The 25,442-nt window shown below is 65.8% G+C and carries 27 protein-coding genes and 2 tRNA genes; 15 read left to right on the forward strand and 14 right to left on the reverse strand.

Annotated features, from left to right (window positions below; genetic code table 11):
• Positions 1-7: 7 nt before the first annotated feature.
• The 8 genes from CD928_RS05870 (at position 8) to CD928_RS05905 (ending at position 7,740) form a co-directional block, all read left to right on the forward strand.
• Positions 8-247, forward strand: a complete 240-nt coding sequence (locus tag CD928_RS05870; protein WP_095386303.1) for a hypothetical protein — start codon at positions 8-10, stop codon at positions 245-247.
• A gap of 24 nt (positions 248-271) precedes the next feature.
• Entirely contained in the window at positions 272-961 is a 690-nt protein-coding gene (locus CD928_RS05875; protein ID WP_095386199.1) for an ssDNA-binding protein, read from the forward strand.
• Positions 962-1,039: 78 nt separating this feature from the next.
• Positions 1,040-2,962 (forward strand): hypothetical protein, encoded by a 1,923-nt coding sequence (locus CD928_RS05880; RefSeq protein ID WP_095386200.1) that lies wholly within the window; start codon positions 1,040-1,042, stop codon positions 2,960-2,962.
• Between the two features lie 54 nt (positions 2,963-3,016).
• Complete coding sequence (locus CD928_RS05885; RefSeq protein WP_176473476.1) at positions 3,017-4,474, forward strand: DEAD/DEAH box helicase; 1,458 nt, start codon at positions 3,017-3,019, stop codon at positions 4,472-4,474.
• On the forward strand, positions 4,471-4,899 hold the full coding sequence (locus CD928_RS05890) for a hypothetical protein (protein ID WP_095386202.1): 429 nt from the start codon (positions 4,471-4,473) through the stop codon (positions 4,897-4,899). Before CD928_RS05885 ends, CD928_RS05890 begins: the two co-directional genes overlap by 4 nt.
• 53 nt (positions 4,900-4,952) lie before the next feature.
• Positions 4,953-5,651, forward strand: a complete 699-nt coding sequence (locus tag CD928_RS05895) for a hypothetical protein (RefSeq protein ID WP_141237106.1) — start codon at positions 4,953-4,955, stop codon at positions 5,649-5,651.
• 129 nt (positions 5,652-5,780) lie between these two features.
• Positions 5,781-7,274: an ABC transporter substrate-binding protein gene (locus tag CD928_RS05900; protein ID WP_095386204.1), complete on the forward strand. Its 1,494-nt coding sequence runs from the start codon at positions 5,781-5,783 to the stop codon at positions 7,272-7,274.
• A gap of 43 nt (positions 7,275-7,317) precedes the next feature.
• Entirely contained in the window at positions 7,318-7,740 is a 423-nt protein-coding gene (locus CD928_RS05905; protein ID WP_095386205.1) for a DUF4112 domain-containing protein, read from the forward strand.
• Positions 7,741-7,750: 10 nt separating this feature from the next.
• Here the strand turns inward: CD928_RS05905 and CD928_RS05910 are convergent, their stop codons facing one another.
• On the reverse strand, positions 7,751-9,118 hold the full coding sequence (locus tag CD928_RS05910) for an ATP-binding protein (protein WP_095386206.1): 1,368 nt from the start codon (positions 9,116-9,118) through the stop codon (positions 7,751-7,753).
• The gene (locus CD928_RS05915; protein ID WP_095386207.1) at positions 9,115-9,792 is read right to left on the reverse strand and encodes a response regulator transcription factor; all 678 of its coding nucleotides are present in this window, start codon (positions 9,790-9,792) and stop codon (positions 9,115-9,117) included. Before CD928_RS05915 ends, CD928_RS05910 begins: the two co-directional genes overlap by 4 nt.
• Positions 9,793-9,918: 126 nt before the next feature.
• Between CD928_RS05915 and CD928_RS05920 the strand changes: the two genes are divergently transcribed.
• The 3 genes from CD928_RS05920 to CD928_RS05930 are packed head-to-tail and all read left to right on the forward strand — an operon-like array spanning position 9,919 to position 12,607.
• Positions 9,919-10,650 carry an HAD family phosphatase gene (locus CD928_RS05920; RefSeq protein ID WP_176473477.1) on the forward strand — a complete coding sequence of 244 codons (732 nt, stop codon included), beginning with the start codon at positions 9,919-9,921 and terminating at the stop codon, positions 10,648-10,650.
• A gap of 5 nt (positions 10,651-10,655) precedes the next feature.
• Positions 10,656-11,810 carry a hypothetical protein gene (locus tag CD928_RS05925; protein WP_095386209.1) on the forward strand — a complete coding sequence of 385 codons (1,155 nt, stop codon included), beginning with the start codon at positions 10,656-10,658 and terminating at the stop codon, positions 11,808-11,810.
• A complete protein-coding gene (locus CD928_RS05930; RefSeq protein WP_095386210.1) occupies positions 11,807-12,607 on the forward strand; it encodes an FkbM family methyltransferase in 801 nt (266 codons plus the stop codon). Before CD928_RS05925 ends, CD928_RS05930 begins: the two co-directional genes overlap by 4 nt.
• Positions 12,608-12,640: 33 nt before the next feature.
• Here the strand turns inward: CD928_RS05930 and CD928_RS05935 are convergent, their stop codons facing one another.
• The 4 genes from CD928_RS05935 to CD928_RS05950 form a co-directional block, all read right to left on the reverse strand.
• Positions 12,641-13,297 carry a DUF6766 family protein gene (locus CD928_RS05935; protein WP_095386211.1) on the reverse strand — a complete coding sequence of 219 codons (657 nt, stop codon included), beginning with the start codon at positions 13,295-13,297 and terminating at the stop codon, positions 12,641-12,643.
• A gap of 13 nt (positions 13,298-13,310) precedes the next feature.
• Complete coding sequence (locus CD928_RS05940; protein ID WP_095386304.1) at positions 13,311-13,589, reverse strand: hypothetical protein; 279 nt, start codon at positions 13,587-13,589, stop codon at positions 13,311-13,313.
• Positions 13,573-13,908: a KTSC domain-containing protein gene (locus tag CD928_RS05945; protein WP_095386305.1), complete on the reverse strand. Its 336-nt coding sequence runs from the start codon at positions 13,906-13,908 to the stop codon at positions 13,573-13,575. Before CD928_RS05945 ends, CD928_RS05940 begins: the two co-directional genes overlap by 17 nt.
• 420 nt (positions 13,909-14,328) lie before the next feature.
• Positions 14,329-14,414: transfer RNA gene (locus CD928_RS05950), tRNA-Tyr, on the reverse strand.
• Between the two features lie 79 nt (positions 14,415-14,493).
• On the opposite strand from CD928_RS05950, the gene rlmB reads away from it, so the two are divergent.
• Positions 14,494-15,261: a 23S rRNA (guanosine(2251)-2'-O)-methyltransferase RlmB gene (rlmB, locus tag CD928_RS05955; protein ID WP_176473478.1), complete on the forward strand. Its 768-nt coding sequence runs from the start codon at positions 14,494-14,496 to the stop codon at positions 15,259-15,261.
• 38 nt (positions 15,262-15,299) lie between these two features.
• On the opposite strand, the gene CD928_RS05960 is transcribed toward rlmB, so the two are convergent.
• Positions 15,300-15,617: a 2Fe-2S iron-sulfur cluster-binding protein gene (locus CD928_RS05960; RefSeq protein WP_095386213.1), complete on the reverse strand. Its 318-nt coding sequence runs from the start codon at positions 15,615-15,617 to the stop codon at positions 15,300-15,302.
• Positions 15,618-15,719: 102 nt separating this feature from the next.
• Between CD928_RS05960 and CD928_RS05965 the strand changes: the two genes are divergently transcribed.
• The gene (locus tag CD928_RS05965) at positions 15,720-16,337 is read left to right on the forward strand and encodes a DNA-3-methyladenine glycosylase (protein WP_095386214.1); all 618 of its coding nucleotides are present in this window, start codon (positions 15,720-15,722) and stop codon (positions 16,335-16,337) included.
• A gap of 128 nt (positions 16,338-16,465) precedes the next feature.
• Here CD928_RS05965 and tig read toward each other — a convergent pair whose 3' ends face one another.
• Both tig and CD928_RS05975 read right to left on the reverse strand, forming a co-directional pair.
• Positions 16,466-18,058 (reverse strand): trigger factor, encoded by a 1,593-nt coding sequence (gene tig, locus CD928_RS05970; RefSeq protein WP_095386306.1) that lies wholly within the window; start codon positions 18,056-18,058, stop codon positions 16,466-16,468.
• Between the two features lie 60 nt (positions 18,059-18,118).
• Positions 18,119-18,203: transfer RNA gene (locus tag CD928_RS05975), tRNA-Leu, on the reverse strand.
• Between the two features lie 170 nt (positions 18,204-18,373).
• Between CD928_RS05975 and CD928_RS05980 the strand changes: the two genes are divergently transcribed.
• Both CD928_RS05980 and CD928_RS05985 read left to right on the forward strand, forming a co-directional pair.
• A complete protein-coding gene (locus CD928_RS05980) occupies positions 18,374-18,571 on the forward strand; it encodes a hypothetical protein (RefSeq protein ID WP_095386215.1) in 198 nt (65 codons plus the stop codon).
• Positions 18,572-18,713: 142 nt separating this feature from the next.
• On the forward strand, positions 18,714-20,396 hold the full coding sequence (locus CD928_RS05985) for an amidohydrolase (protein ID WP_095386216.1): 1,683 nt from the start codon (positions 18,714-18,716) through the stop codon (positions 20,394-20,396).
• Between the two features lie 21 nt (positions 20,397-20,417).
• Here CD928_RS05985 and CD928_RS05990 read toward each other — a convergent pair whose 3' ends face one another.
• The 5 genes from CD928_RS05990 to gatC all read right to left on the reverse strand — a co-directional run bounded on the left by CD928_RS05990 (position 20,418) and on the right by gatC (position 25,429).
• The gene (locus CD928_RS05990; RefSeq protein ID WP_095386217.1) at positions 20,418-21,353 is read right to left on the reverse strand and encodes a hypothetical protein; all 936 of its coding nucleotides are present in this window, start codon (positions 21,351-21,353) and stop codon (positions 20,418-20,420) included.
• Positions 21,350-21,928 (reverse strand): hypothetical protein, encoded by a 579-nt coding sequence (locus tag CD928_RS05995; protein WP_141237107.1) that lies wholly within the window; start codon positions 21,926-21,928, stop codon positions 21,350-21,352. Before CD928_RS05995 ends, CD928_RS05990 begins: the two co-directional genes overlap by 4 nt.
• 151 nt (positions 21,929-22,079) lie before the next feature.
• A complete protein-coding gene (gene gatB / locus CD928_RS06000; RefSeq protein ID WP_095386219.1) occupies positions 22,080-23,546 on the reverse strand; it encodes an Asp-tRNA(Asn)/Glu-tRNA(Gln) amidotransferase subunit GatB in 1,467 nt (488 codons plus the stop codon).
• A gap of 99 nt (positions 23,547-23,645) precedes the next feature.
• Complete coding sequence (gene gatA / locus CD928_RS06005; RefSeq protein WP_095386220.1) at positions 23,646-25,127, reverse strand: Asp-tRNA(Asn)/Glu-tRNA(Gln) amidotransferase subunit GatA; 1,482 nt, start codon at positions 25,125-25,127, stop codon at positions 23,646-23,648.
• Positions 25,127-25,429, reverse strand: a complete 303-nt coding sequence (gene gatC, locus CD928_RS06010; RefSeq protein WP_095386221.1) for an Asp-tRNA(Asn)/Glu-tRNA(Gln) amidotransferase subunit GatC — start codon at positions 25,427-25,429, stop codon at positions 25,127-25,129. Before gatC ends, gatA begins: the two co-directional genes overlap by 1 nt.
• Between the last annotated feature and the right edge of the window lie 13 nt (positions 25,430-25,442).

Below are 25,442 nucleotides of genomic sequence, written 5' to 3' on the forward strand. Positions count from 1 at the left end.
TACAATGATGTCCGCTGACATTGATCCCGCGCCGACCGAATTTTCGGAAGAACAGATCGAGTCCGACAAGATCCTGTATTATTTCCATTACAGCCATCTGCCCGACCACCTGCAACGCGCCTCGCGACCATTCTGCGATCTGGCGCGGCACATCGTCGAAACCATCCCGCGCAACGCCGAACGCACCGTTGCCCTCCGCAAACTGCTCGAAGCGAAGGACGCCGCCGTCAGGGCGAACGTCGGATAATCCACACGAATAGGAGAAATTATCATGGCAGAACAATTGAACGTTCCCGACAAACGCGTTGTGAAAATGAATCGCGTCCGCCTGTCGTGGACCGACAGTCTCAAGACGAAGTCGCGACCGAAAGGCGTCGACGACGGCAAGGAAAAATATAACTGCAACATCATCATTCCGTCCGACCACCCCAAATTCAAAGAATATCTGCAGGCCTGCGTGGGCGCGATCGAGGAATCGGGCGCGCAGCAGTGGGGCAAGAAGGACGCATGGAAGACGATTCAGGAGGACAATCCCAAGCGCATCTGCCTGAAGAAGGGCGAGCGATTCAAGAACGAAGACGGTGAAATCTATGACGGCTACGAAGGCAATTACGCTTTCCCCGCCACAGGTCCGAAGGGTGGCGACGAACGTCCAAAACTGCTGGATCGCCACAAGCGCAACGTGGAAGAAGCCGATATTCTCGACGTGTTCTACAGCGGTAGTTACGCCGACGTGATCGTCTCGTTCTTCGGCACTGACAAGGGGGGTCGTGGCATCTTCTGTCAGGTCAACGGCATCCGCTCGCACCAGGAAGGCGACCGTCTCGCGGGCGGCGGTATCACCGTCACCAACGACATGTTCGACGATCTCGAAGACGACAATGCGTTCGACGACGCGCCGGCCTCATGTGACGGTGAATCGTCATCGTCCAGCGGCGGCGACGATTTCGATATCGGCTGATCCGCGAATCACGCGAAACGTGACAATGCCGCCCCACAGTGGTCGTGGGGCGGCATCCAACTGACCAGAGGAAGCAGGATGATCCGCGAGCAAATCGCCGTCGATATCGAGATCATGGGAAAATCCGGCCTATCACCGGAATTCCAACTCGGCTTCAAGCGCCGTCACGACGGCAAGGTCATCCAGTACCGCACCCGCACCCGTCTTACCGACGCCGAGATTGCTCGCATCCGCGCGATAATGACCGGCTACGAGATCGTGTCGTTCAACGGCAACAATTTCGACATTCCGCTGATATTCCTCGCGCTGCAGGGCGCAACGGTCGACGAGATCAAGGAAGCGTCGAGCCGCATCATCAACGGCAAGCTGAAATATTGGGAGACGCCGCGCATCCTCGGGATCGACATTCCGCGGCTTAACCACATCGACCTGATCGAACCGCAACCGAACGCATGGGCAAGCCTCAAGATGCTCAATGGTCGCCTGCACGGACAGAAGATGCAGGATCTCCCCTATCACCACGACGCGGAGATCACCGACGAGCAGTTCGACGAGATCGCCGCCTATAACGTCAACGACCTGGACGCGACGCTGCTGCTGCTCGACGCGCTCGAAGAACCGCTCAAGATGCGCGAGGCGATCGGCGCCGAATATGGCATGGATTTCCGGTCGAAGTCCGACGCGCAGATCGGCGAGGCCATCATTCGCAAGCGATCCGAGGAAGCGCTTGGTCGACGCATCGAAAAGGTTGATCTGAATAAGGTCGCCGGCACCAAGTTCCGATATCAGCCGCCCGATTATCTGCAATTTGAGACGGAGCAACTGCGCGCCATTCTTGAGCGCATCCGCGAGACGGATTTCTTCATCAACTATCAGGGCAAGGTCAGCTTGCCGGATTGGTTGGGTGATGCCGACGTCATCATCGGCGATACGCGCTACCAGATGGGCATCGGCGGGCTACATTCCACCGAAAAGAATCGCTCCGTCTACGCCGACGACTACGCGAAGTTGTTCGATTTCGACGTTGCGTCCTACTATCCGGCGATCATCCTCGGATCGGGCCTCTTCCCACAGGCCATCGGCCCCGTGTTCCTCGATATCTATCGGAAGATCCGCGAAGAGCGCATCATTGCGAAGCGCGAGGGTAATAAGGTCACCGACCAGGGGCTCAAGATTGCCCTGAACGGCACCTTCGGCAAGATGGGATCAGTCTGGTCCATCCTATACGCCCCGCACCTGATGATCGCCGTCACGCTCACCGGGCAGCTTGCCCTGCTGATGCTGATCGAGCGCGCCGAACAGGTCGGAATCCCCGTCGTCAGCGCCAACACCGACGGCGTCGTATTCCGCTGCCCGCGGCACCTCGAGCGCGAGTTGTTCGAGTTGACGCGCCAATGGGAGAGCGATACCGGCTTCGAACTCGAGTCCACAGAGTATCTGTCGCTACACAGCCAGTCGGTGAACACCTACATCGCGATCAAGCCCGACGGCAAAGCGAAGCGGAAAGGCGTTCTCGCGAACCCGCGCGCCGAGGGTGACCTTCGCACGCAGATGATGAATTCCCCGTCGATGAACGTCTGTGCCGACGCGGCAGTCGCTCACATCCTGCACGGAACGCCCGTCGATCAGTTCATTCGCGAGTGCCGCGACGTGCGCGACTTCGTAACGGTGGTTCAGGCGAAGGGTGGCGCCACCTGGCGCGACGAGTATCTCGGCAAGGTCGTCCGTTTCACCTGGTCGACCGACGGCGACGACATTCTCTATTCCGAACCGCACCCAGAGACGGGCAACTTCAAGAAGGTGTCCCGCAGCGACGGTTCGCGACCGCTCATGGAACTGCCCGACGAGTTTCCCGACGACATCGACTATTCGGCCTATGTCCGCACCGCAAACGAAATCCTGCTCGACGTCGGCTACCTGAAACGTCCACCTGTCGCGCCGAAGGCCAAGGTATATAGCTACAACCGCAGGGGCTGGCTGATCGCGTCGATCGCGGCGTGATGCGGTGATGATGTGATGCACGTCGTCGAAGCGCGTCAATGGCTTGCGCTAAGCGTGGCCGACTCCTTCCTCGACAGCCCACCTGTTCCATTTTCGTCGTTCGATGTGTCGCCCGGCGCGCGCTGGTTCCAGTTGCTCATTATCGAAAAGCTGGAAAAGCTGATCGCTCTCGGGTTTAGGCGAATTCTGGTGGTGCTTCCGACAGGTGGGGGGAAGACCCGCCTCGCGATCGAACTGTTCAAATCGGCGCTGAAGCACGGTCACACCGCGCAATTCGTCGTGCATCGCAAGGAACTGACAGATCAGACGTCCGAAGCGTTCGTCGAACAGGATCTTCCGCACAGCTTCATCACGTCGACCGACCCTTATGACCCGTCCTTCGCCGCGACGATCGCCGGCGTTCAGACTCTCGTGTCGCGTCTGGCGCGTCTCGCCGCGCCGGATCTGGTCATCATTGATGAAGCGCATCACGCCGCCGCGGGATCATGGTCGAAGGTGATGACGGCGTACCGCGGCGCGGTGCAGATCGGTCTGACCGCAACACCGCAGCGCCTCGACGGCAAGGGTCTCGACGGCCAATTCGACGCGATGATCATCGGCCCGACGGTCCAGCAGTTGATCGATGAAAAATTCCTGTCCCCCTATAGTTATTATGCGCCTGACATTCCCGACGTCTCGAAGATCCCGTCACTAGCGGGCGATTACAAGCGCGACAGTCTGCGCGAGCTCATGGACCGTCCACATCTCATCGGTGACATGGTCGAGCACTATGATCGCCTCGCGCGCGGCAAGACCGGCATCCTGTTCGCGACATCGATCGAGCATAGTCGGAACCTCGCGGCGGCGTTCAGTGCCGAAGGCTTCAGGACCGCCCACATCGACGGAACGACGATGGACCGTCACGAGCGGCGCCGCATCATGGAGGATTTCAAGGCCGGATATTATCCGTTGCTGTCGGCAGTCGATCTGATCGGCGAAGGGCTCGACGTGCCGGGTGTCGTCTATATCGGCGGCGGTCGCCCGTCCAAATCACTCGTCTTCCACAAACAAAGCATCGGTCGCGCGCTGCGCATGTTCCCAGGGAAAGATGAAGCTGTCATCTGCGACCATGCGGGCAATTTTATGCACCACGGCGGGCCGACGTCTGAATATGACTGGTCGTTGCAAGGACGCGCTACCGCAGCCGGCGCGCGCGGCCCGTCAGACGCGATACCGGTACGCCGCTGCCTGCAATGCTTTCAGGTCAGCTTCAGCCCGGCGAAAGTCTGCCCGTGCGGCGCAGAGTTTCCGGTGCAGAGTCGCGAGATCGAGACGCGCGAGGGGAAACTGACGAAGGTCGACGCCGCCGCGGCGAAGGAAGCGAAACGCAAGGCGCAGATCGCCCGCGTCCTCGAAGAGAAGGAATGCACCCGCTGGTCCGACTTCGAGGCGCTTGCACGGAGGCGCGGTTACAAGAACCCCGGAGGATGGGCGCGCCTCAAGATGAGTCTCAAATCAGGAGCCGGTAAATGAGCGAATTCGACGATCTGATCGGAGTCCCATCCCCGCTGCCGCGCCGCAAGCAGTCCGAAAAGGCGATCCAGAACGAAATTCTGGTCGCCGTGTCGCAGCAGCCCGGCGCGCTCGTCTGGCGCAACAACACGGGCCAGGCGTGGCAGGGTCAGCGCCTGCGTCTCCCGGTCGGGCAGAAGTTCGAAATGCTGCCCGGCATGGTGGTGCTTGCAGAAGCGCGACCCGTTGATTTCGGCTGTCCGGGTTCACCTGACATCATCGGCTCCGTAAAAGGTCGAGCGGTAGGAATTGAGGTCAAGGCGGACGGTGGTTACCAATCTCGTTTACAAAAGAGATTTGAAGCGGCCTGGAGCGGGACAGGCGCATTGTATGGATGCGCCAAATCGGTCGCCGAGGCGTTAGGAATCATTGACAGATCACGCTAAAAGCATACATGTCACCCCTAACGTGAATACTCACCAGTTAGGAGTGATACTTTATGAGGGCCAGGAACGCAAAGCTGCCTCGCGGCAAAGCGAAAAAGACACCTGTCCATCAGGGCTTCGCTGAGCGGTTGACCGCGGCTGCAGACAACAACCCGAACTTCCCTCCAATGCACCAAGGACGCTACGTCTATCTTGTTGAACAAATGGAGAAGTATGATGTCTCCATCACGATGGAGACCGCTCGGAAATGGTTCAAGGGTGAAACGATCCCTACACAGGAGAAAATGGTCTATCTGACCCGGATTATGAATGTCGATTTGAACTGGCTTTCAATGGGTGAAGTGGCCGCGAGCGAGGCCGCTGCCCGACGTCATCTCAAGGACGAAGCAGACTCCACGGTGAATATCGTATACGACTTGCTACTCGCAGCTGGTGCGAGGGCTCGCTTCGCTGACGGCGATGATGCGAAGAAGCACGGTGTCGATCTCCATGTCGTGATCAAGGGGGCCAGTTATAAGTTCTGCGTCGTGACGGGTGAGTATGTCGATAAATCGTCGGCACGCTTCATGCAGCGCGAGGCCGGCGAAGACGTGATCACCCTCGGCGTCATTTCCGAGGATGACGATTTCCGGTTCAATATTTTCGATCTGTCACAAGCAACGATCGCAGCGGGAAGCGACGGTTGGAGCGCACCGATGGCGGTGTCTGATTTGGAAGAACGTCGCATTCGGTCGTTCGCACAGCGAATCTGATTTACGGTATTTTTTACGGTATTTTCTAGCTGCCGTATATTTTAAAGAGTTTTATGAAGCGATTACAGTGATTGTTCGAGTCCCGCCGTCCGCACCAGCGGCAGGAATGGGCGCAGGAGTGGCAGACGCATGAAAGCCGGCAGCATCGGGACGCGGATCGCTGCGACCGCCCTGCTCGTGCTGAGCCTCGGCAGTTGCGGCCTGTTCGGCGAGCGCGGGCCGGTGCGGGTCGCCGCGATCGGATCGCTCGATCCCGCCGCGAACCCGGCGAACGGCGAATTGTCGGCGCCCAACGCCGCGCTGCTCGAGGCGACGTCGCAGGGGCTCGTCAGCTACGACGGCGAAGGCCAGATCGATGTCGGCCTCGCCGAACGCTGGACGGTCACCGCCGACGGGCGCAGCTATATCTTCCGCGTCCGCGAGGCCAAATGGTCGAACGGCGACAAGGTGACCGCCGAGAATGTCGCGGCGATCCTGCGCGGCTATCTCGGCTCGCGCAGCAAGCATGTGCTGCGCGACGATTTTCCGGAGATCGAGACGATCAAGGCGATGACCGACAGCGTGATCGAAATCCGCCTGTCGGTGCCGCAGCCCGACATCCTGGAGCTGCTCGCGCTGCCGTCGATGGCGATCGTCAACCGCGGCATGGGCGGGGGGCCGATGCGGCCGAAGAAACAGGGCCGCGCGATGCTGCTGACCCCCGTGGCCGACCCGCTCGCCGAAGACCCCGAAGAGGCCGAGGCGGCGGCTGCCGATCCGGCGGCGTCGATCGAACTGGTGGGGGTTACCGCCCCGCGGGCGCTCGCGCGCTTCAAGAACGGCTATGCCGACGGGGTGCTCGGCGGCCGCTTTTCGTCGCTGCCCTATTTCGTCGCCTCGAACATCGGCCGCTCGCGCCTGATCGTCGATCCGGTGCCGGGGCTTTTCGGCCTCGCCTTCGTGCGCGCCGAGGGATTTCTCGCCACCGACGCCAATCGCGAGGCGCTGTCGCGCGCGATCCGGCGCGACCGACTGATCGACGCCTTCGGGCTCGCCGAATGGCAGCCGCAGGTGACGCTGCGTCCCGCGCTCTACTCGCGCGACGGCGGCCCGGCGCCGCTCATTCCCGCTTGGGCCGACTATGACGATGCGTCGCGCCTCGCGCAGGCGAAACGGGTGGTCGACGCCTGGAAGGCCGCGGGGCGCACGCTGGAGCCGCTGCGCATCGCGGTTCCCGATTCGCCCGGCGGCCGCATCCTCTATGCCTATGTCGCGGCCGATTTCGCGCGCATCGGGGTGCCGAGCCGGCGCGTCGGGATGGGACGCGAGGCCGACCTCAAGCTGATCGACGCGGTGATGCCCAACGACGACGCCGTCTGGGGGCTGCGCCGCCTGTCGTGCCAGCGCGACACGCTGTGCAACGCCGAGGCGCGGCGCAAGATCGACGAAGCGGTCGCGGCGACCGACCCCGCCGAGCGCGCGCGCCTGATCGGCGAGGCGGAGGCCGTGCTCGCGCGCTATGCGCCCTTCATCCCGCTCGCGACGCCGCTGCGCTGGTCGGTCGCCTCGCAGCGGCTGACCGGGCTGCGCGCGAACGGCCGCGCGCGCCACCCATTGAATCACCTGATCGCCGCTCCCAACTAAGCTGTTGCGCGCCGCCCTGGCGCGCTTTTGGAAAAGGACGCCAATGGCCCCCTCCACCCCCGACACCGATGCGATCTTCGACGCGCTGATCCAGAATCGCCGCGACCCGGCCGCGCTGCGCAAGCGGGTCGAAACGCTCGAGATCCTGCTCGAACGCAGCTTCACCATTCCCGGCATCAACCGTCCGGTCGGCCTCGATGCGATCGTCGGCCTCGTCCCCGTGGTCGGCGACGTGATCACCGCGGTCATGGGCGCCTATCTGATCTGGGAAGCGCGCAACCTCGGCATGCCCCAGTGGAAGATCTGGCGGATGATGGGGAATCTCGGCGTCGACACCGCGCTCGGCGCGATCCCGCTCGTCGGCGACGCCTTCGACCTATTCTTCCGTTCGAACAGCCGGAATCTGAAGATCATCAAGCGCCACCTCGACAAGCATCATCCCGGCACGATGATCATCGACCAATAGGCCAGTCCCGCTAAAACGTCAGTGTCAGCGTCACCATCGCCCCCGGCCCGGCGTCGCCGATCTCCATCCGCCCCTTGTGGAGCGCAACGATCGCGCTGACGAGCGCGAGGCCCAGCCCGGTGCCCGGCTCTCCCGCCGTAGCCGGAACGCGAAAGAAGCGTTCGGTCACGCGGTCGCGATATTCGGGGGCGATGCCCGGCCCCCGGTCGGCGATCGCGATCCGCACCCCCTCGCCCTCCCGCCGCGCCGCGACGCGCATCGCGCCGGCCTCGCCGCCATATTTGATCGCGTTGTCGAGCAGGTTCGACACCGCCTGGAAGATCAGGTTGCGGTCGCCCTCGATGACGAGCCCCGGCGCGATGTCGCTCTCGATCCGCTGCCCGCGCGCCTCGGCCTCGGGCATGTGGAACTCGATCGCGTCGGCGAGGAGCAGCGTCAGGTCGACGGGCTTCATCCCCGCGAGATGCCGGCCGCTTTCGATCCGGGCGATGCGTAGCAACGCATCGAAGATCGACTGCAGCCGCTCGGCCTCGGCGAGCGCCTGTTCGGTCAGGCGCTCGCGTTCCGCCGCATGGTCCGCACCGCGAAGCTCGTCGAGGTCGGCGTGCAGCCGCGCCAGCGGCGTGCGCAATTCGTGCGCGACATTGTCCGAGACGCGCCGCACCGATTCGACCGATTCCTCGATCCGGCCGAGCATCATGTTGAGCGTCGCCGCGAGCTCGTCGAAATCGTCGCCGGTGCCGCGCAGCGGGATGCGCTCGGTCAGGCTGCCCGCCATCACGCGCCGCGCGGTGCGCGTCACCGCGTCGATCCGCTGCCCGACCGCCGAGCTCATCGCGATGCTGCCGCCGATCGCGAGGCAGGCCGCGACGACGATCAGCCACGCCGACCCGATGGTGAACAGCTCGTCGCGGTCGTCGATGCTCTCGACGTCGCGCCCGACGATCAGCCGCGCGCCGTCGTCGAGCCGGTTCTCGACGACCAGCGCCTCGTAATCATGTTCCTGCCCCGCCTGATAGATATCGGCCTCGAGCAGCGTCCAGCCGGAGACCGGATCGTCGGGCCAGCTCGGCAGGTTGGCGATGACCGGCTCGCCGTCGGCCGCGATCAGCGCGTGAAACGGCTTTTTCGGCCCCGTCGTCTGCCGCGTCACCAGCGCGCGGATCAGCGCGTCGCGCCCGCCCGCGCGGTCGATCGCGGCGAGGTCGCCCATTTCGCTGCGCACTGCCGCCGCTTCCTGCTGCAACGGGCGATAGACCGCCATCCAGTATGCGGCGCCGAACATCAGCGCGGTCGAGGTCAGGAACAGCGCGACATAGATGACGCCGAGCCGCAGCGTCAGGCTGCGCCACAGCCGCCCCCGCGCGGGCGCGCTCATCCGCCCGCCCGCATCATATAGCCGGTCCCGCGCACCGTATGGATCAGCGGCGTCTCGAAGCCGCGGTCGACCTTTTGCCGCAAGCGGCTGACATGCTGGTCGATGATGTTGGTCTGGGGGTCGAAATGATAGTCCCACACATGTTCGAGCAGCATCGAGCGCGTCACCACCCGCCCCTCGTTCTGCGCCAGATAGGCGAGGATACGGAACTCGCGCGCGGTCAGGTCGACGGGCCGGCCGCCGCGGCGCACCGCCTGGCCGAGCAGGTCGATCTCGAGGTCACCGACGTTCAGCTTCGTCTCGGCGACGATCGCCGGCCCGCGGCGGCTCAGCACGTCGATGCGCGCGAGCAGTTCGGACATGGCGAAGGGCTTGGTCAGATAATCGTCGCCGCCCGCGCGCAGTCCGGCGACGCGCTCGTCGACCTCGGCGAGCGCGCTCAGGAACAGCACCGGCGTCGTGTCGCCGGTCGCGCGGATCGTCTGGACGATGGTCAGCCCATCGACATTGGGCAGCATCCGGTCGACGACGATCAGGTCGTAGGTCTCCGCCGCCGCGCGGAGCAGCCCGGCGCGCCCGTCGCCTTCCAGGTCGACCAGATGCCCGGCCGCCTTCAGCCCCTTGCCGATATGCTCCGCGACGCGCGCATCGTCCTCGATCACCAGGATGTGCATGGTCCCCTCGATAATCGCAGATCGCGCGCGCGGCCATCCATTCGGCCAACATGACGAAAAACAAATGAAGACGCCATCGCCGCGTCAGTTCGCCCTGTCATGGTCGCGGCCTGGAAGGAGCAGGCGATGGCGCAGCCGCAACGAAAGGTCGAACCCGCCGCACGGGCGGTCCCACCCCCTGTCGCCCTGTCGGTCTTCGACCTCGACCGCACGCTGACGATCCTGCCGACCTACAGCCGGTTCTTGCTGTTCGCGGCGCGGCACCGCGCGCCATGGCGCCTGCTCCTCCTCCCGATCCTGCTGCCCATCGCGCTTCTCTATGCGCTGAAGCTCGTTCCGCGCCGGACGATGAAGCAGGCGATGCACCGGCTGGCGCTCGGCCGCGCGCTGCCGCAGCGCGACGCGGCGCGCCTTGCCGACCGCTTCGCGCGCCATCTCGTCGCCCGGGGCCTCTATGCCGAGGGTATCGCGCTGATCGAGCGCGAGCGCGCCGCGGGGCGCCGCATCGTCATCGCCAGCGCCGCCCCGCATCTCTACACCGCCGCGCTCGCGCGCCGGCTCGGCATCGCCGACGTGATCGCCAGCGCCTCGACATGGCGCGACGGCTGCCTGACCCCCGCGATCGGCGGCGCGAACTGCTACGGCGCCGACAAGAGGGGGCGAATCGAGGCCTTCCTCGCCCAATCGGGCATCGCGCGCGACGCCGCGCATATCCGTTTCTATTCGGACCATGTCTCCGACCTTCCGGTCTTCGAGCTCGCCGACGAGGCGATCGCGGTGAACCCGTCGCGCGCGCTGCGCGCCGTCGCGGCCGAACGGCGCTGGCCGGTCCTCGACTGGAGCGCCGCCGCGCGCTGACGCCCATGCACATCGGCTTCCTCTTCAACCACAGCGGCGGGCACCAGGTCGCGCATGCCCTTCCCGTCGCGCTCGCGCTGCTCCGCCGCGGCGCGGGCGCGCGCGTCAGCATCCTCGTCTCCGAAGGCAGCGAGGGCGAAGTGCGCCGCCTCGCTGCGGCGAGCGGCGGGCCGGTGCCCGAGATCGTCCGCCTCCGCCCGCCCTCGGCGCTGGCGCGCGCCGCGAACCGGGCGACCGGCCGCGCGATCCCGGCCGATATCGTCTCGACCCTCCACCGCAACCTCGATCGCTTCCGCGCGCTCGACGCGCTCGTCGTGCCCGAAAAAACCTCGCTGCTCCTGAAATCGCTGTTCGGACTGAAATCGCTCAAGCTCGTCCACACGCGTCACGGCGCGGGCGACCGCGCGATCGGCTTCGACAAGGCGAGCGGCCAATTCGACCTCGTCCTTCTGTCGGGCGAAAAGATCCGCGACCGGCTCGCGCAGGCCGAGCTGCTCAAGGAGGACGGCCACGCGATCGTCGGCTATCCGAAATTCGACCTGCCCCCACGCACCGGCGGCCCACGGCTCTTCCCCAAGGACCGGCCGACCGTCCTCTACAACCCGCACCCCTCGCCCGCCCTCTCCTCCTGGTATGCGATGGGGCCGCAGATCCTCGACTGGTTCGCGGCGCAGGACCGCTACAACCTCATCTTCGCGCCGCATGTCATGCTGTTCAAAAAGCGCGTGACCGCCTCGCTCTCCCCCTTCGCGCTCGGCTGGAACTACGGCCCGCGTCCCGACCATTACGAGCACGACCATATGCTGATCGACACCGGCAGCGCCGCGAGCCTCGACATGAGCTATACCCACGCCGCCGACATCTATCTCGGCGACGCGAGCAGCCAGGTCTACGAGTTCATCCGGAGCCCGCGCCCCTGCCTCTTCCTCAACCCGCGCCGCCTGCGCTGGCAGGGCGACCCCGACTTCGCCCACTGGCGCGCCGGCACCGTCGTCGAGACGCTGGGCGAGTTGGACGCGGCGCTCGCCGAGGTCCCGCGCCTGACGCCCGCGATGCACGACCGGCAGGAGCAGATGTTCCGCTACAGCTTCGACCTCGCCGAGCGCCCCTCGTCCGAACGCGCGGCCGAGGCGATCCTGTCCTTCATGGCGAGAGCATGACCATGGCCCCGACCCTCCACCAACCCTCGCCGCTCGCCGCCTTCCTCGACTATGGAGTGCGCAAGACGCTGCACAAGGCGTGGGTCCGCACGCGCGCCGCACTGCCGCGATCGCACGCCGACGGCGTCGTGACGTCGCGCTATGGCGTCAAGATGCGCGCCAACTGGGGCGACCGCACCTTCCAATATTGCCAGGCCGCGACCTATGGCCGCGACCTCTCGGACTATCTCGCGGCGCAGGACCGGCGCTTCGCCTTCGTCGACATCGGCGCCAACCAGGGGCTCTACAGCCTGCTTGCGGCGCAGAACCCGCATTGCGCCGCCGCCTTCGCCTTCGAGCCCGTCGCCGCGACCTTCGCGCTGCTCGTCGACAATATCGCGCTCAACGGGCTGACCGGGCGGATCAAGCCCGTCCACGCCGCGGTCTCGCTCCACTCGGGCATGGCCTCGATCGCGACCGACAGCGCGCACAGCGGCACCGCGAGCCTGCGCGACGCGGCGCCGGAAAGCAGCGAAGCGGGCGAGGAGATCAGTATTCTCGGCATTGCGGGAGTCGACGCGCTGCTGGAGGGGGATGAACCGCTGATCGTCAAGATCGACGTCGAAGGCCATGAAGAGATCGTTGTCGAGGCGCTCGCCGCCTCGCGGCACCGGGGCCGCATCGCGGCGATCTTCTACGAGGTCGACACCCGCTGGACCGACGCCGCCGCGATCGAGGCACGCCTGCGCGCCGCTGGCTTCACCCGCTTCGACCGTTTCGGCTTCGGCCGCCACTATGACATGCTCGCGCGCCGCTGATAACGCCCGCCCGTCCGGATCGCGCCGCCGCCGTCATTCGCCGGTCTGGGCGTGGGGCGCCGCCACCGGCTTCGATTCGGGCGATTCGCGCTGGCGGAGGAAGATCGACAGCACGACGAGCACCGCGGTCGAGAGAAATTCGCTCTGCCAGTTCTGGAAGGATTCAAACCAGAACTGGGGGTCGCCGAGATAGGCGATCAGCGTCGGCGCCGCTTCGCCATGGTCGAGCGCCTCCTCGGCGGCCGCCCTGGCGCTCTGCGTCCAGTGCAGCACGAACGAAAGCAGGAACAGCAGCGCGAGGACGATCCCCAGCGACCGTGCATAAAGCGCGCGCGCCAGCCGGCCGGCGCGAAGGGCGGCGGGCGCCCCCGGCTTCTGCGCCTGCGCCGCGAGGTTCCGGTCGCGCGGCGGCGTGTCGGGGTCCTTCGATTCCGACGAACCGCGCTGGATGAGAATCGCGGTCAGCACGACATAGGCCGACATCTGGAGAAACTCGCTCTCCCAATTCTCGAACACGCTGGAAAGGAACCTCGGGCTGGCCGTATAGGCCGTAAGCGACAGCGCGGATCGGCCGTGCCGTGCCGCGTCTTCGATCGCGACGTGCCAGCCGGCGATCCACTGGCCGATGATGGTGCCCGCGAACAGCAGCATCAGGACGATCGTCAGGCTATTGTCGCGGATCAGGCGCATGAATCGCTCCGTTTCAGTTTTCCGAAATGGTTTCATCCTCGATCGCGGCGTGGATCATTCGGTCCCAGACATCGGCGTCGCCGACCGCGAGCATCCGCCCGCTCGGCTCGCGCAGCGTCTTGAGGATGGCGAGCGCGGCGTCGCTATACTCGGGCCACAGCGCATCGACGCTCGCGCCCGCGGACGCGAGATCGCCTTCGGCGTTGCGGCTGAGCGCGTGGCCCGCGAGCGTGCGCGCGATCCGCTCGACCGGCGCGGTTGCGGCGCGATCGAAATCACCGTCGTCGGTCATATCGGCCTCCATCATCCCGCCCCGAACGGGAACTCGCCGAGCGCCCATCCGGTTGCACCCGGCGGATCGGGCGCCCTCGGCCCTTCGGACCGAAGCCCCGCCGCTCGGGGTCGCGCTCGCAGCGGAAGCGATTCTTGATATGCGCGTTGAAATAGCGGCCGGCCGACGCCGCCGCGCACAGCCCGTCGAAGAGCGCGGTCGGCACGTCGAAATAATAATAACAGCCCGCCTCGCGGAACCGCAGGCACAGGACGCGCGCAGCGTCATCATAGGCCGCGCCATCGATCAGCGCGGAATCGGCGAAATCGCATGTCCGCATGCCCGACAAGCGCTCAAGCGAAGCTCAGGGTTCCCGGGACTTTTCCCGAAGGAAACCCGCATAGCAAAAGGGCCGCCCTCGAGGGCGGCCCTTCCATTGTCTTGGCCGATGCGGAAAAATCAGGCGAACCGGACCCCGCGGACGGAGGCCATGCTCATCTGATCGGCCGCACACGGCATTGGACAATGAGACATTGGACCACCTCCTTTCGCTTGTTGACGATGACCATCATATGGGCGCTTTCGCCGCCGCGTTCAAGGGAGCGGGCGGCGGGTGCGATCGACCATGGCCTGCGCGGGTCGGCATCGTTGCGGTGATGGAAGGAAGATGGCGGACAGGGCTGGATTCGAACCCGCCCCGCATCGCTTGCCGATGCGGGCCAGCCAGGAAAAGCTGGTTCGGTTACGCCATGCTGGAAGGTGGTGGACAGGGCTGGATTCGAACCAGCGTACGGAAACCCGGGCAGATTTACAGTCTGCTGCCTTTAACCACTCGGCCACCTGTCCATGGGGCCCCTGCGGGGAAGCGGTCCAATGGCGAAACGGCGCTTGCCTGTCAATGGCAGTCATGGGAAAGGCGCGCCATATGAGACAATTTTCCCGCCATCGCCGCCCCGGCGGCCAATCGCCCAAAGGGCAGGCCACCCGTTTCTGGGGCCGCCACGCCGTCCTCGCCGCGCTCGACAACCCCGAGCGGCGCGTCAAGCGCATCTGGGGCACGCGCGAGGCGATCGGCCAGCTCGAGCTGCCGTCCGCCCTCCCCGTCAGCTATGCCGATGTCGTCGACCTCGCGCGGCTCGTCGCGCGCGATGCTCCGCACCAGGGACTGGTGATCGAGGTCGACCCGCTCGACAGCCCCTATCTGGGCGATATCCTGCAGGAGGAAGCCGACGCCGGGAGCCGGCGCCCGCTCGTCGTGCTCGATCAGGTCACCGACCCGCACAATATCGGCGCGGTGCTGCGCTCGGCCGCGGCGTTCGACGCCGCCGCGATCGTCACGCAGGACCGGCACAGCCCGCCCGAAAGCGGCGTCATCGCGCGTTCGGCATCGGGCGCGCTCGAAACCGTGCCGTGGGTGCGCGTCGTCAACCTGTCGCGCGCGCTGGAGGAAATCGCCGAGGCGCAATATTGGCGCATCGGCCTGACCGGCGATACCGAAACGACGCTGGGCGAGACGCTCGACGGCAGCAAGGTCGCGCTCGTCCTCGGCTCCGAAGGCGACGGGATGCGCCACAATGTCATGGAGCATTGCGACGTCCTCGCGCGGCTGCCGATCTCGCCGCGGATGGAAAGCCTCAACATCTCGAACGCCGCGGCGATCGCGCTCTACGCGGTGGCGACGGCGGGCCGATAACAATGAACGTCGCCCCTGCCTGCGCGGGGGCGGCGTGATCAATCCTCCTCGGCGATCCGCACCTTCAGCCCGTCAAGCGCGTCGCTGAAGGGGATCTGGCACGACAGGCGCGAATTTTCGTCGCGGTCGCTGGTCGAATCGAGCAGATCGTTCTCGTCCTCGCTCATCGCGGGCATCGCATCGGTGCTGCCCGCCTCGACATGGACGTGGCAGGTCGCGCACGAACAGCAGCCGCCGCACAGCGCGAGCAGCTCGTCGAAACCCGCATCGCGGATATTCTCCATCACGGTCAGGCTGGTGTCGCCTTCGATCTCATGCTCGGTCCCGTCGCGCGTCACCACAATCAGCTTGGCCATGCTCGTCCTCATCTCGTTCGATTCGCTTGGCGCTATGTCCCGCGTTGCACGTCAAATCAAGCGTTGCTAAGAGAGACGAAGGGAACAAAAAGGGAATATCCGATGGGTCTGAGCCAGGAACAGTTGAACGCCGGAATCGACGCGCTCGCCGGGGTCGAACCCCATTTCGCACGCGCGCTCGGCCACGCCGGTTATCCCGAACCGCGGATCCGCGAGCCGGGCTATACGACGCTGCTCCGCACCATCGTCGGCCAGCAGGTCAGCGTCGCCGCCGCCAATTCGATCTGGAACAAGCTGGAGGCCGGCTTCGGCGCGGGATGCCCCGCCCAGGTGATGGCCGCGGCCGAGTTCGACACGCTGCGCGCCTGCGGCCTGTCGGCGCAGAAGCAGAGCTATGCGAAAAGCCTCGCGCAGCTCGTCCTCGACGGCGATCTCGACTTCGCGTCGCTCCCCGCCGACGACGAGGAGGCGATCGCGCTGCTCACCAAGGTCAAGGGCATCGGCCGCTGGTCGGCCGAAATCTACCTGCTCTTCGCCGAAGGACGCCCCGACATCTGGCCCGCGGGCGACCTCGCGGTGCAGGAAGCGGTCGGCCGCATCCTGCAACTGGGCGAGCGCCCGAGCGAAAAGCGGGTCCGCGCCCTCGCCGAAGCCTGGCGCCCCCACCGCGGCGCCGCGGCGATCTTCAGCTGGCATTGCTATAATATGGACGTGATTTAGGGATGCGGCGCCGGCGCCCTCCCCTCGTCACTCCCGCGAAAGCGGGAACCCAGTAGCTACGGCAGATACAAAAAGGCCGGGCGGAGCGTCCTCCACCCGGCCTTGGGTCTCTTGCGAAGCGAAGAGGCTTATTTCTTCGCCGCCGCCTTCTTGGCCGGAGCCTTCTTCGCGGCCGGCTTCTCGTCCGCAGCCTTCGCCGGAGCGGCCTTCTTCGCCGCGGGCTTGTCCTCGGCCTTCGCCGCGGCAGCCTTCTTCGCCGGGGCCTTCTTGGGCTCGGCCTTCTCTTCGGTCACCGCGTCCTTCTTGGCGGCGGGCTTCTTCGCCGCCGCCTTCTTGGCCGGCTTGTGGTCATGATCATGGTCGTGGCCGCAGCCCGGGCCGTGGACATGGTCGTCGTCGGCCTCGATCGCCGCCTCGATTTCCTCGCGGGTCACTTCGCGGTCGCTGATCTCGGCCTTCTCGAACAGGAAGTCGACGACCTTGTCCTCATAGAGCGGGGCGCGGAGCTGCGCCGCGGCGAGCGCGTCCTGCTGGACATATTCGACGAAGCGCTGGCGATCCTCGGGGCGATACTGCTGCGCCGCCTGCATGATCAGCCGCTGCATTTCCTGGTTCGACACCTGCACGCCGTGCGCCTGGCCGATTTCCGAGAGGAGCAGGCCCAGGCGGACGCGGCGCACCGCGATCGAACGATATTCGTCACGATCCTTTTCGAGCTCGGCCTTCGCCGCCTCGGGATCTTCCTCGTGGCTCGCTTCGTGCTCGAGCTGCTGCCAGATCTGGTTGAACTCGGCCTCGACCATCGTCGGCGGCACGTCGAAGTCGTGGCTCGCGGCGAGCTGGTCGAGCAGCTTGCGCTTCATATAGGTGCGGGTCAGGCCATTGAGCTCCTGCTCGACCTGGTCCTTCATCAGCTCCTTGAGCTTGTCGAGGCTTTCGAGGCCGAGCGACTTCGCGAACTCGTCGTCGATCTTGGCGTCGGCGGGCACCTTGATCTGCTTCACGGTGACCGCGAACTCGGCCTTGGCGCCCTTCAGCGTGTCGACCGGATATTCCTCGGGGAAGGTCACCTTCACGGTCTTCTCGTCGCCGGTCTTCACACCGACGAGCTGATCCTCGAAGCCGGGGATGAGCTGGCCCGAGCCGATCTCGACCGCCATGTCCTCGCCCGTGCCGCCGTCGAAGGCGACGCCATCGACGCTGCCGGCGAAGTCGATGATGACCTGGTCGCCGGCGGCCGCCTTCTTCGTCTTCGGCGCATCGTCGAAGCGCTTCATCTGCGCCGCGAATTCCTCGATCTTCGCCATCACCGCCTTGTCGTCGGCGGGAACGGTCAGCCGCTCGAGCTTCAGCCCGTCGATCGACGGCGCCTCGATTTCGGGCAGCACTTCCAATGCGACGGTCAGTTCGGCATCCTTGCCGCGTTCGTAGCCGTCGGCGAGGCTGACCGCGGGCTGCAGCGCCGGGCGGAGCTTTTCGTTCGCCATCAGGTCGCGCACGCCCTGGTCGATCGCCTTGTTGAGCGCATCGGCCGACAGCGCCTCGCCGTGCATCTTGCGGATCAGGTTCGGCGGCACCTTGCCGGGGCGGAAGCCGGGCATGCGCACCGTGGGGGCAATGCTCTTCACTTCGTCATCGACGCGCGCATCGATATCCTTCGCGGTGATGGTCAGGCGATATTCGCGCTTCAGGCCTTCGTTCAGCGTTTCGACGGTCTTCATTGCCTTGGTCTTGTCCTTGCTCAAAAACTCGTATGTTTCCCGGCCTTGCGTCAGCGGAACTGGTGCGGGCGAAGGGACTCGAACCCCCACATCTTGCGATACTGGTACCTAAAACCAGCGCGTCTACCAATTCCGCCACGCCCGCGTGAGAAGCTGTCAGCCGGGTGCACGAAGCCATGCGCTGTGCCGCGCACGCCCGTGCGGGCCGGGCGGCGCTATAGCAGACGGGCAGCCGAGGGCAAGGGCGAAGGCCCGATAATCCGGGGGCCGGAACGCGCGGCGCGCCCGTTCGTTGATCGGGCAAGGAGATTTGCCATGTCCAGCGCCCCCGATCCGCTGCCCAAGCCGAAACCCGACACCATCGAACCGCAGTCGCCCCCCGAAAAGCCGGTGCAGCCGACCCCGCTCGAGGACCCGGCGGGCCAGCCGCCCGAAATCCCCGGCCATCCCGGCGGCGGCGACATCGACCAGCCCGGCCGCGGGCCTGACGAGCTGCCGCCCAGTCAACCGTAAAGCCCCCCATTCGTCACCCCGGATCAAGTCCGGGGTGACGAATGGGGATTACGGGGCAGTCGCCACCAGACCAGATAGGTAGCAAAGAGAGACTTGACCTCCTCCCTCCTTCCCCGCCACGGCTTGGGCGAGGGAGAGACCTATGAAATCCATCGCCACGCTCGCGGCGCTGCTGCTGCTTGCCGCCCCCGCCGCCGCGCAGGACACCATCCTCTACCGCGGCGGCCCGATCGTCACGATGGACGGCGATACGCCGCAGACGGTCGAGGCCGTGGTGACGAAGGGCGACCGCATCGCCTATGTCGGCGACGAGGCCGGCGCGCACGCCGCGGCCGGGGCGGACGCCGCGGTCCACGACCTCCACGGCGCGACCATGCTACCCGGCTTCGTCGACGCGCACTCGCATTTTTCGGCGATGATGCAGATGGCGGGCGGGCTCGACCTCGACGATCCGTCGCTGCCGCCGGTCACCGACATCGCGTCGCTCCAGGCCGCGATCCGCAGCTTTATCGAGGCGCGCGCGATCCCCGCGGGCGGCTGGGTGGTCGTCTGGCAATATGACAATGAGGCGCTTCCCGAAAAGCGCCACATTACCCGCGCCGAGCTCGACGCGGTGGCGCAGGACCGCAAGATCGTCGTGCTCCACCGTTCGCTCCACGCGCTCGTCGCGAACAGCGCCGCGCTCGCCGCGGCAAAGCTCACCGACGCCAGCCAGCCGCCGCCCGGGGGCATGTTCCTGCGCGACGCCCAGGGTCGCCTCAACGGCGCGCTGCTCGAAAACGCCGCCTTCCTGATGGTCGCGGCGATGCCCAAACCCGACGAGGCGCACCGGCTCGCCGCGCTCGACGTCGCGCAGCAGCGCTATTTCGCGAAGGGCTATACCCATGCGCAGGACGGCGCGACGATGCCCGCCGATCTCGCGTTCATGACGGGCCCCGCGGTGCGCGAGCGGCTGAAGATCGACCTCGCCCTCCTCCCCTTCTTCACCGGCCTCGACGCTTTGCTCGCCGACCCCGACGTCCACTTCGGCGAATATCGCGGCCATGTGAAGCTGCAGGGCGTGAAGTTCGTCCTCGACGGGTCGGTGCAGGCACGCACCGGCTATTTCACCCGCGACTATGCGCGCGGCAGCCCCGACGGCGCGCACCCGTGGCACGGCAAGGCCAATCTGACCGACGAGGCGTTCCTCGCCGCGGCGCGCAAGGTGAACGACCGCGGCTGGCAGATCTTCGCCCACGCGAACGGCGACGCGGCGATCGACATGGCGATCCGCGCTTTCGACGCGCTCGGCATCACCGCCGCCGACGACCGCCGCCCGATCGTCATCCACTCGCAGTTCCAGCGCCGCGACCAGCTCGCCGCCTATCAGCGGATCGGCGTCGGGCCCGCCTATTTCACCAACCACGCCTGGTACTGGGCCGACGTCCACCGCACCAATTTCCCGGCCGAGGTCGTCGACTTCATCAGCCCGATGAAGTCGGCGAAGGCCGCGGGGCTGGTCGTGTCCAACCACAGCGACTTCCCGGTGACGCCGATCGACCCGATGTTCATGCTGTGGACGTCGATGGCACGCGTCTCCCCCACCGGGGTGGTCAGCGGCGCGGGCGAGCGCGTCGACGCCTACACCGGCCTCCAGGCGCTCACCACCGGCCCGGCATGGCAGGCGTTCGAGGAGGATCGCAAGGGCCGGATCAAGCCGGGCCTCCTCGCCGACTTCGTCATCCTCGACCGGAATCCGCTGACCACGCCGTTGGACGCGATCAGGGACATCGAGGTGCTCGAGACGGTGAAGGAGGGCGCGAGCGTGTGGCGGAAGACTCCGTAGACGGCCGCTCTCCTCCGCTTCCTATTCTCCGGCGGGAGTCGCCGACGCGGCCGCGTCGTCGGGACCGGCCTCTCCCGCTGGCGTTTCGGCGGGCACCTCGCCCGGATCGGCGGAAGCAGCCACAGCCGCTGGCGGCGCGGAATCGTCGACCTGCTGCCCCCGCACGTACCGGAAAATGCCCGGCATCGGCATCACCCGGTCGACTTCGGCCCCGGCCCAGTTGGGCCGCGTTCCGGCCGGCTTGAACGCCGGGCTTACGATCGCGTCGGCGGGCAGACGCGGGTCGCCGACCTCCGCCGCGCGAAGCAGGAACTGACTGGTCCCGGCGGGCAGGTCGAGCGAGGTCTTCGGCCGGTTCTCCTTGGGCGCGTCCCGAATCGCGTCGACCAGCGACAGCCGCAATTCGACGGGAACGATCTTGCCGGCCGGCGCCTCGAAAGAAACCGTCCCCAGGCAGGCGCAGACGTTCGCCTGACCATAGAAGAGATATTCGCCCGGCGGCACTTCCTGAAGATAGACCGAGCCCCCTTCCTTGCTGAACCGGTTCTGCGGCCCGAGCATCACCGAATGAACGCGCTCATATTCGGGAAATCCGAAATTGGCCTCGGTCGGTTCGACGGGTTCCTCGGGTTTCTTCATTCCCTTTGTCCAGCGCTTCATCTCGGCTTCCCAGCCGGCATGCCGCTTGACCCATTTGCCATGTTCCTTGGTCAGCGCCTCGGCGCGCCGCCGCGCGTGCGCCGCCGCCTGTTCCTCGCTGGGCAGCTGCATCAGCGTCGGCATGATCATGGAGTCGGCCTTGATCAGGATATAGGCCTTCGCCGGGTCGAGCGTCAGCGGCGCGGGCTTGTCGGCGACGGCCCGCGTCTGCCATTTTTCCTCGGGTTCGTCGGCCCAGACCGGCGTGACGGCGGCGAGGGCGACGGCGAGCATCGCCAGCGAACGAAGCGCGCTCACAGCCCAAGCTCCTTCGCCGCCGGGCGCGGGCCCGACGCGACCTTCGCCTGCTGCGCCAGCATCGCCTGGCGCTTGCCTTCCTCCTCGGCCGAAAAGCCCTCCTCGAAATTGAATTCCTGCCACAGATCCTTTTGCAGGCCGTAGCGGGCATAATCCTTGTAACCCATGCAGCGGCGCATATTGACGCGGCGCAGCCGCCGCTTTTCGGCCGAGCCGAAGATCGCGCTCATCATCGCGTTGGCGATCAGCCCGCCCGCCACGCCGGCGGCGGTATAGGTGTAGGGATAGGGCGCTTCCTGATAGCGATAGCCGCTCGACAGGCCGCGCGCGAAGCCGTCGCAATCGCGTAGGTCGGCGAGCGCCTCCTCGAAACTCGTTCCGTCGCGATGAAAATAGAAATATTTATCGTAATCGGCCGCGTCCTCGGGCGTTTCCGCAAAGTCGAGTTTCGGCGTCGCCACCGTCGCGGGATCGGGAACGACCGTCATAGGGTCGATCTTCGCTTCCTGCGCAGCCGCGGTTTCCGCCAGCATGGCGACCATCGCCACGCTCAGCACCATTTTCCTGATAGTCATCGTGCGCCCCCTTCGCGGGGGCACGGCCGAATACGAATCGGCGCCTCCCCAACCCCCGTCAGGAATCGGAGCTGCAACAAGGGCGACCGCGACGCAAGCGCGATCGCTGCCATTTATTTCCTTTCACCCGCAGCGCCTTGACCCGCTATTCTCAGCCGAGCGCCTTCTTCAGCAGCTCGTTGACCACCTGCGGATTCGCCTTGCCCTGCATCGCCTTCATCGTCTGGCCGACGAAGAAACCGAACAAGCCTTCCTTGCCGCCCTTATACTGCTCGACCTTGTCGGCGTTGGCGGTCAGGATCTTCGCGATCTCGGCCTCGATCGCACCGGTGTCGCTCGTCTGCTTGAGGCCGTCGCGCTCGACGATCACGCCCGCGGCGTCGCCGCTTTCGAGCATCTTCTCGAACACCTGTTTCGCGATCGTGCCTGAAATCGTGCCGTCGGCGACCAGACCCAGCAGTTCGGCCGCCTGCGCCGGACTGACCGGCGATTCCGAAATATCCTTGCCCAGCCGGTTGAGCGCGCCGAACAATTCGCTCGTCACCCAGTTCGCCGCCGCGACGGGCTTCGCGCCCGCTTCGAGCAGCGCGTCGAACCAGCGCGCCGCCTCGACCTCGGCGGTCAGCACGTCGGCGTTATACGCCGAAATGCCTTCGCTCAGATAGCGCGCGCGCTTGGCGTCGGGCAGTTCGGGCAGGCTTTCGCGGCATTCGGCGAGAAACGCATCGTCGAGCTCGAGCGGCAGCAGGTCGGGATCGGGGAAGTAGCGATAATCATGCGCATCTTCCTTCGAGCGCATCGACCGCGTCTCGCCCCGGTCGGGATCGTAGAGGCGCGTTTCCTGCACCACGGTGCCGCCGCTCTCGATCAGTTCGACCTGCCGCTTCGCCTCGCCCTCGATCACCGCCATCACGAAACGCACCGAATTGACGTTTTTCGTCTCGGTGCGCGTCCCGAACTCGTCGCCGGGCTTGCGCACGCTGACATTGACGTCGGCGCGCATCGAGCCCTCTTCCATATTGCCGTCGCACGAGCCGACATAGCGCAGGATCGAGCGCAGCTTGCGGACATAGGCGCCGGCTTCGGCGGGCGAGCGCATGTCGGGGCGCGAGACGATCTCCATCAGCGCGACGCCCGAGCGGTTGAGGTCAACGTACGACATCGTCGGATGCTGGTCGTGCATCAGCTTGCCGGCGTCCTGCTCGACATGGATGCGTTCGATCCCGATGCGCTTCGCTTCGGGCAGGCCGGCCTTTTCGTCGGCTTCGATCGTCAGCGAACCTTCGCCGACAAGCGGATGATAAAGCTGAGAAATCTGATAACCCTGCGGCAGGTCGGCGTAGAAATAATTCTTGCGGTCGAACCGCGACCATTTGTTGATCTGCGCGTCGATCGCCATGCCCGTGCGCACCGCCTGGCGGATGCACTCGCGGTTCGGCACCGGCAGCATCCCCGGCATCGCGGCGTCAACCAGCGACACCTGCGTGTTCGGCTCGGCCCCGAACGCCGTCGCGGCGCCCGAGAACAGCTTGGCGTTGGAAGTGACCTGCGCATGGACCTCGAGGCCGATCACGACCTCCCACTCGCCGGTTTCGCCCTTGATGCGATAGTCAGACATCTTCCGTTCCCTTTTTGTGTTCCCGCGAAGGCGGGAACCCAGAGCGGGGCAGCGCAAGGCCGCCCTAGGCTCCCGCTTTCGCGGGAGCACACCGCTGAATTACCACCATTTCTCCGCCCGCGCCGTAAAGCCCGCGCGTTCCTCGATCGCCAGCCCGGCGTTGAGCACGCCCTGCTCGTCGAACGCCTTGCCGATGATCTGCAGCCCCAGCGGCAGCCCTTCGCGGTTCAGCGCCGCGGGGACCGACATCGCGGGCAGCCCCGCGAGGCTCGCGGGCACCGCAAACACGTCGTTCAGATACATCGCCAGCGGATCGGCGGTCTTTTCGCCGAGCCCGAACGCCGCCGACGGCGCGGTCGGCGCGAGGATCACGTCGCACGACGCAAACGCGGCCTCGAAATCGCGCGCGATCAGCGTCCGCACCTTCTGCGCCTGCGTGTAATAGGCGTCGTAGAAGCCCGCCGACAGCACATAGGTGCCGATCATGATGCGGCGCTTGACCTCGGGCCCGAAGCCGTCGGCGCGTGTCGCGGCATACATGTCCTGCAGCCCCGCCCCTTGCGGCAGGTCGCGCAGGCCATAGCGCACGCCGTCATAGCGCGCGAGGTTCGACGACGCCTCGGCGGGCGCGATGATATAATAGGCCGGCAGCGCATATTTGGTGTGCGGCAAGCTGATTTGGGCGACCTCGGCCCCGGCATCCTTCAGCATCGCAATGCCCGCATCCCACATCGCGTCGATGTCGGGATCGATGCCCTCCAGCCGATATTCCTTGGGAATACCGACCGTCTTGCCCTTGAGATCGCTCGACAAAGCCGCTTCCCAATCGGGCACCGGCAGATTCAGGCTCGTCGCATCCTTGGGATCGAAGCCCGCCATATTTTCGAGCATGATCGCGCAGTCGCGAACGTCGCGCGCCATCGGCCCCGCCTGGTCGAGCGAGCTGGCGAACGCCACGATCCCCCAGCGCGAGCAGCGGCCATAGGTTGGCTTGATCCCCGAAATGCCGGTGAACGCCGCGGGCTGGCGGATCGAGCCGCCGGTGTCGGTTCCGGTTGCCGCGGGGCAGAGCCGCGCCGCGATCGCCGACGACGATCCGCCCGACGAGCCGCCCGGCGCGAGCGCCGCATTGCCGCCATCGTTGCGCTTCCACGGCGAGATGACGTTGCCGAAATAGCTCGTCTCGTTCGACGATCCCATCGCGAACTGGTCGAGGTTGAGCTTCCCCAGCATCCCCGCGCCCGCGTCCCACAATTTCTGCGACACGGTGGACTCGTAGCGCGGGACGAAGCCTTCGAGCATATGGCTCGCGGCGGTGGTCTGGACGCCGTTGGTCGCGAACAGATCCTTCATCCCGATCGGCACGCCCGACAACGGCTTCAGCGTCCCAGCCGCGCGGTCAGCATCGGCCGCCTTCGCCGCCGCGAGCGCATGGTCGGGCGTCTCGACGATGAAGGCGTTGAGCGCCTTCGCGCCCGCGACATTGGCGTTGAATGCCTCGGCGACCTCGACGGCGCTGAAATTGCCCGCGCGGTGCCCGTCGCGGATCTGCGCGACGGTGAGATTCGTAAGATCGGTCATTATTCGATCACCTTGGGAACGCCGAAAAAGCCGTGCTGCGGCGCAGGGGCGTTCGCGAGAACGTCGTCGCGGCGGTTGCCGCCGGTCAGCGGGTCGGCGTCGACGACATCGTCGCGCAGCCGCAGATTGTTCGGGATCACCGCCGTCATCGGCTCGACCCCGGTCACATCGACCTCGCCGAGTTGCTCGACCCAGCCCAATATGCCGTTCAATTCACCTTCCATCGCGGCGGCCTCCGCATCGCTGATCGCGATGCGCGCCAGCGACGCGATTTTCCTTACCGTTGCCTGATCGATTGCCATTGAGTCCTGCCTT

It is taken from the genome of Sphingopyxis sp. GW247-27LB, from assembly GCF_002277025.1.
In the GTDB taxonomy this organism is placed as follows: domain Bacteria; phylum Pseudomonadota; class Alphaproteobacteria; order Sphingomonadales; family Sphingomonadaceae; genus Sphingopyxis.

Bases quoted from the DNA above. Each gene is read 5' to 3' on its own strand.
- CD928_RS05870 (WP_095386303.1), top strand. From the start codon at position 8: ATGTCCGCTGACATTGATCCCGCGCCGACCGAATTTTCGGAAGAACAG.
- CD928_RS05875 (WP_095386199.1), top strand. From the start codon at position 272: ATGGCAGAACAATTGAACGTTCCCGACAAACGCGTTGTGAAAATGAAT.
- CD928_RS05880 (WP_095386200.1), top strand. From the start codon at position 1,040: ATGATCCGCGAGCAAATCGCCGTCGATATCGAGATCATGGGAAAATCC.
- CD928_RS05890 (WP_095386202.1), top strand. From the start codon at position 4,471: ATGAGCGAATTCGACGATCTGATCGGAGTCCCATCCCCGCTGCCGCGC.
- CD928_RS05895 (WP_141237106.1), top strand. From the start codon at position 4,953: ATGAGGGCCAGGAACGCAAAGCTGCCTCGCGGCAAAGCGAAAAAGACA.
- CD928_RS05900 (WP_095386204.1), top strand. From the start codon at position 5,781: ATGAAAGCCGGCAGCATCGGGACGCGGATCGCTGCGACCGCCCTGCTC.
- CD928_RS05905 (WP_095386205.1), top strand. From the start codon at position 7,318: ATGGCCCCCTCCACCCCCGACACCGATGCGATCTTCGACGCGCTGATC.
- CD928_RS05910 (WP_095386206.1), bottom strand. From the start codon at position 9,118: ATGAGCGCGCCCGCGCGGGGGCGGCTGTGGCGCAGCCTGACGCTGCGG.
- CD928_RS05915 (WP_095386207.1), bottom strand. From the start codon at position 9,792: ATGCACATCCTGGTGATCGAGGACGATGCGCGCGTCGCGGAGCATATC.
- CD928_RS05920 (WP_176473477.1), top strand. From the start codon at position 9,919: ATGGCGCAGCCGCAACGAAAGGTCGAACCCGCCGCACGGGCGGTCCCA.
- CD928_RS05925 (WP_095386209.1), top strand. From the start codon at position 10,656: ATGCACATCGGCTTCCTCTTCAACCACAGCGGCGGGCACCAGGTCGCG.
- CD928_RS05930 (WP_095386210.1), top strand. From the start codon at position 11,807: ATGACCATGGCCCCGACCCTCCACCAACCCTCGCCGCTCGCCGCCTTC.
- CD928_RS05935 (WP_095386211.1), bottom strand. From the start codon at position 13,297: ATGCGCCTGATCCGCGACAATAGCCTGACGATCGTCCTGATGCTGCTG.
- CD928_RS05940 (WP_095386304.1), bottom strand. From the start codon at position 13,589: ATGACCGACGACGGTGATTTCGATCGCGCCGCAACCGCGCCGGTCGAG.
- CD928_RS05945 (WP_095386305.1), bottom strand. From the start codon at position 13,908: ATGCGGACATGCGATTTCGCCGATTCCGCGCTGATCGATGGCGCGGCC.
- rlmB (WP_176473478.1), top strand. From the start codon at position 14,494: ATGAGACAATTTTCCCGCCATCGCCGCCCCGGCGGCCAATCGCCCAAA.
- CD928_RS05960 (WP_095386213.1), bottom strand. From the start codon at position 15,617: ATGGCCAAGCTGATTGTGGTGACGCGCGACGGGACCGAGCATGAGATC.
- CD928_RS05965 (WP_095386214.1), top strand. From the start codon at position 15,720: ATGGGTCTGAGCCAGGAACAGTTGAACGCCGGAATCGACGCGCTCGCC.
- tig (WP_095386306.1), bottom strand. From the start codon at position 18,058: ATGAAGACCGTCGAAACGCTGAACGAAGGCCTGAAGCGCGAATATCGC.
- CD928_RS05980 (WP_095386215.1), top strand. From the start codon at position 18,374: ATGTCCAGCGCCCCCGATCCGCTGCCCAAGCCGAAACCCGACACCATC.
- CD928_RS05985 (WP_095386216.1), top strand. From the start codon at position 18,714: ATGAAATCCATCGCCACGCTCGCGGCGCTGCTGCTGCTTGCCGCCCCC.
- CD928_RS05995 (WP_141237107.1), bottom strand. From the start codon at position 21,928: ATGACTATCAGGAAAATGGTGCTGAGCGTGGCGATGGTCGCCATGCTG.
- gatB (WP_095386219.1), bottom strand. From the start codon at position 23,546: ATGTCTGACTATCGCATCAAGGGCGAAACCGGCGAGTGGGAGGTCGTG.
- gatA (WP_095386220.1), bottom strand. From the start codon at position 25,127: ATGACCGATCTTACGAATCTCACCGTCGCGCAGATCCGCGACGGGCAC.
- gatC (WP_095386221.1), bottom strand. From the start codon at position 25,429: ATGGCAATCGATCAGGCAACGGTAAGGAAAATCGCGTCGCTGGCGCGC.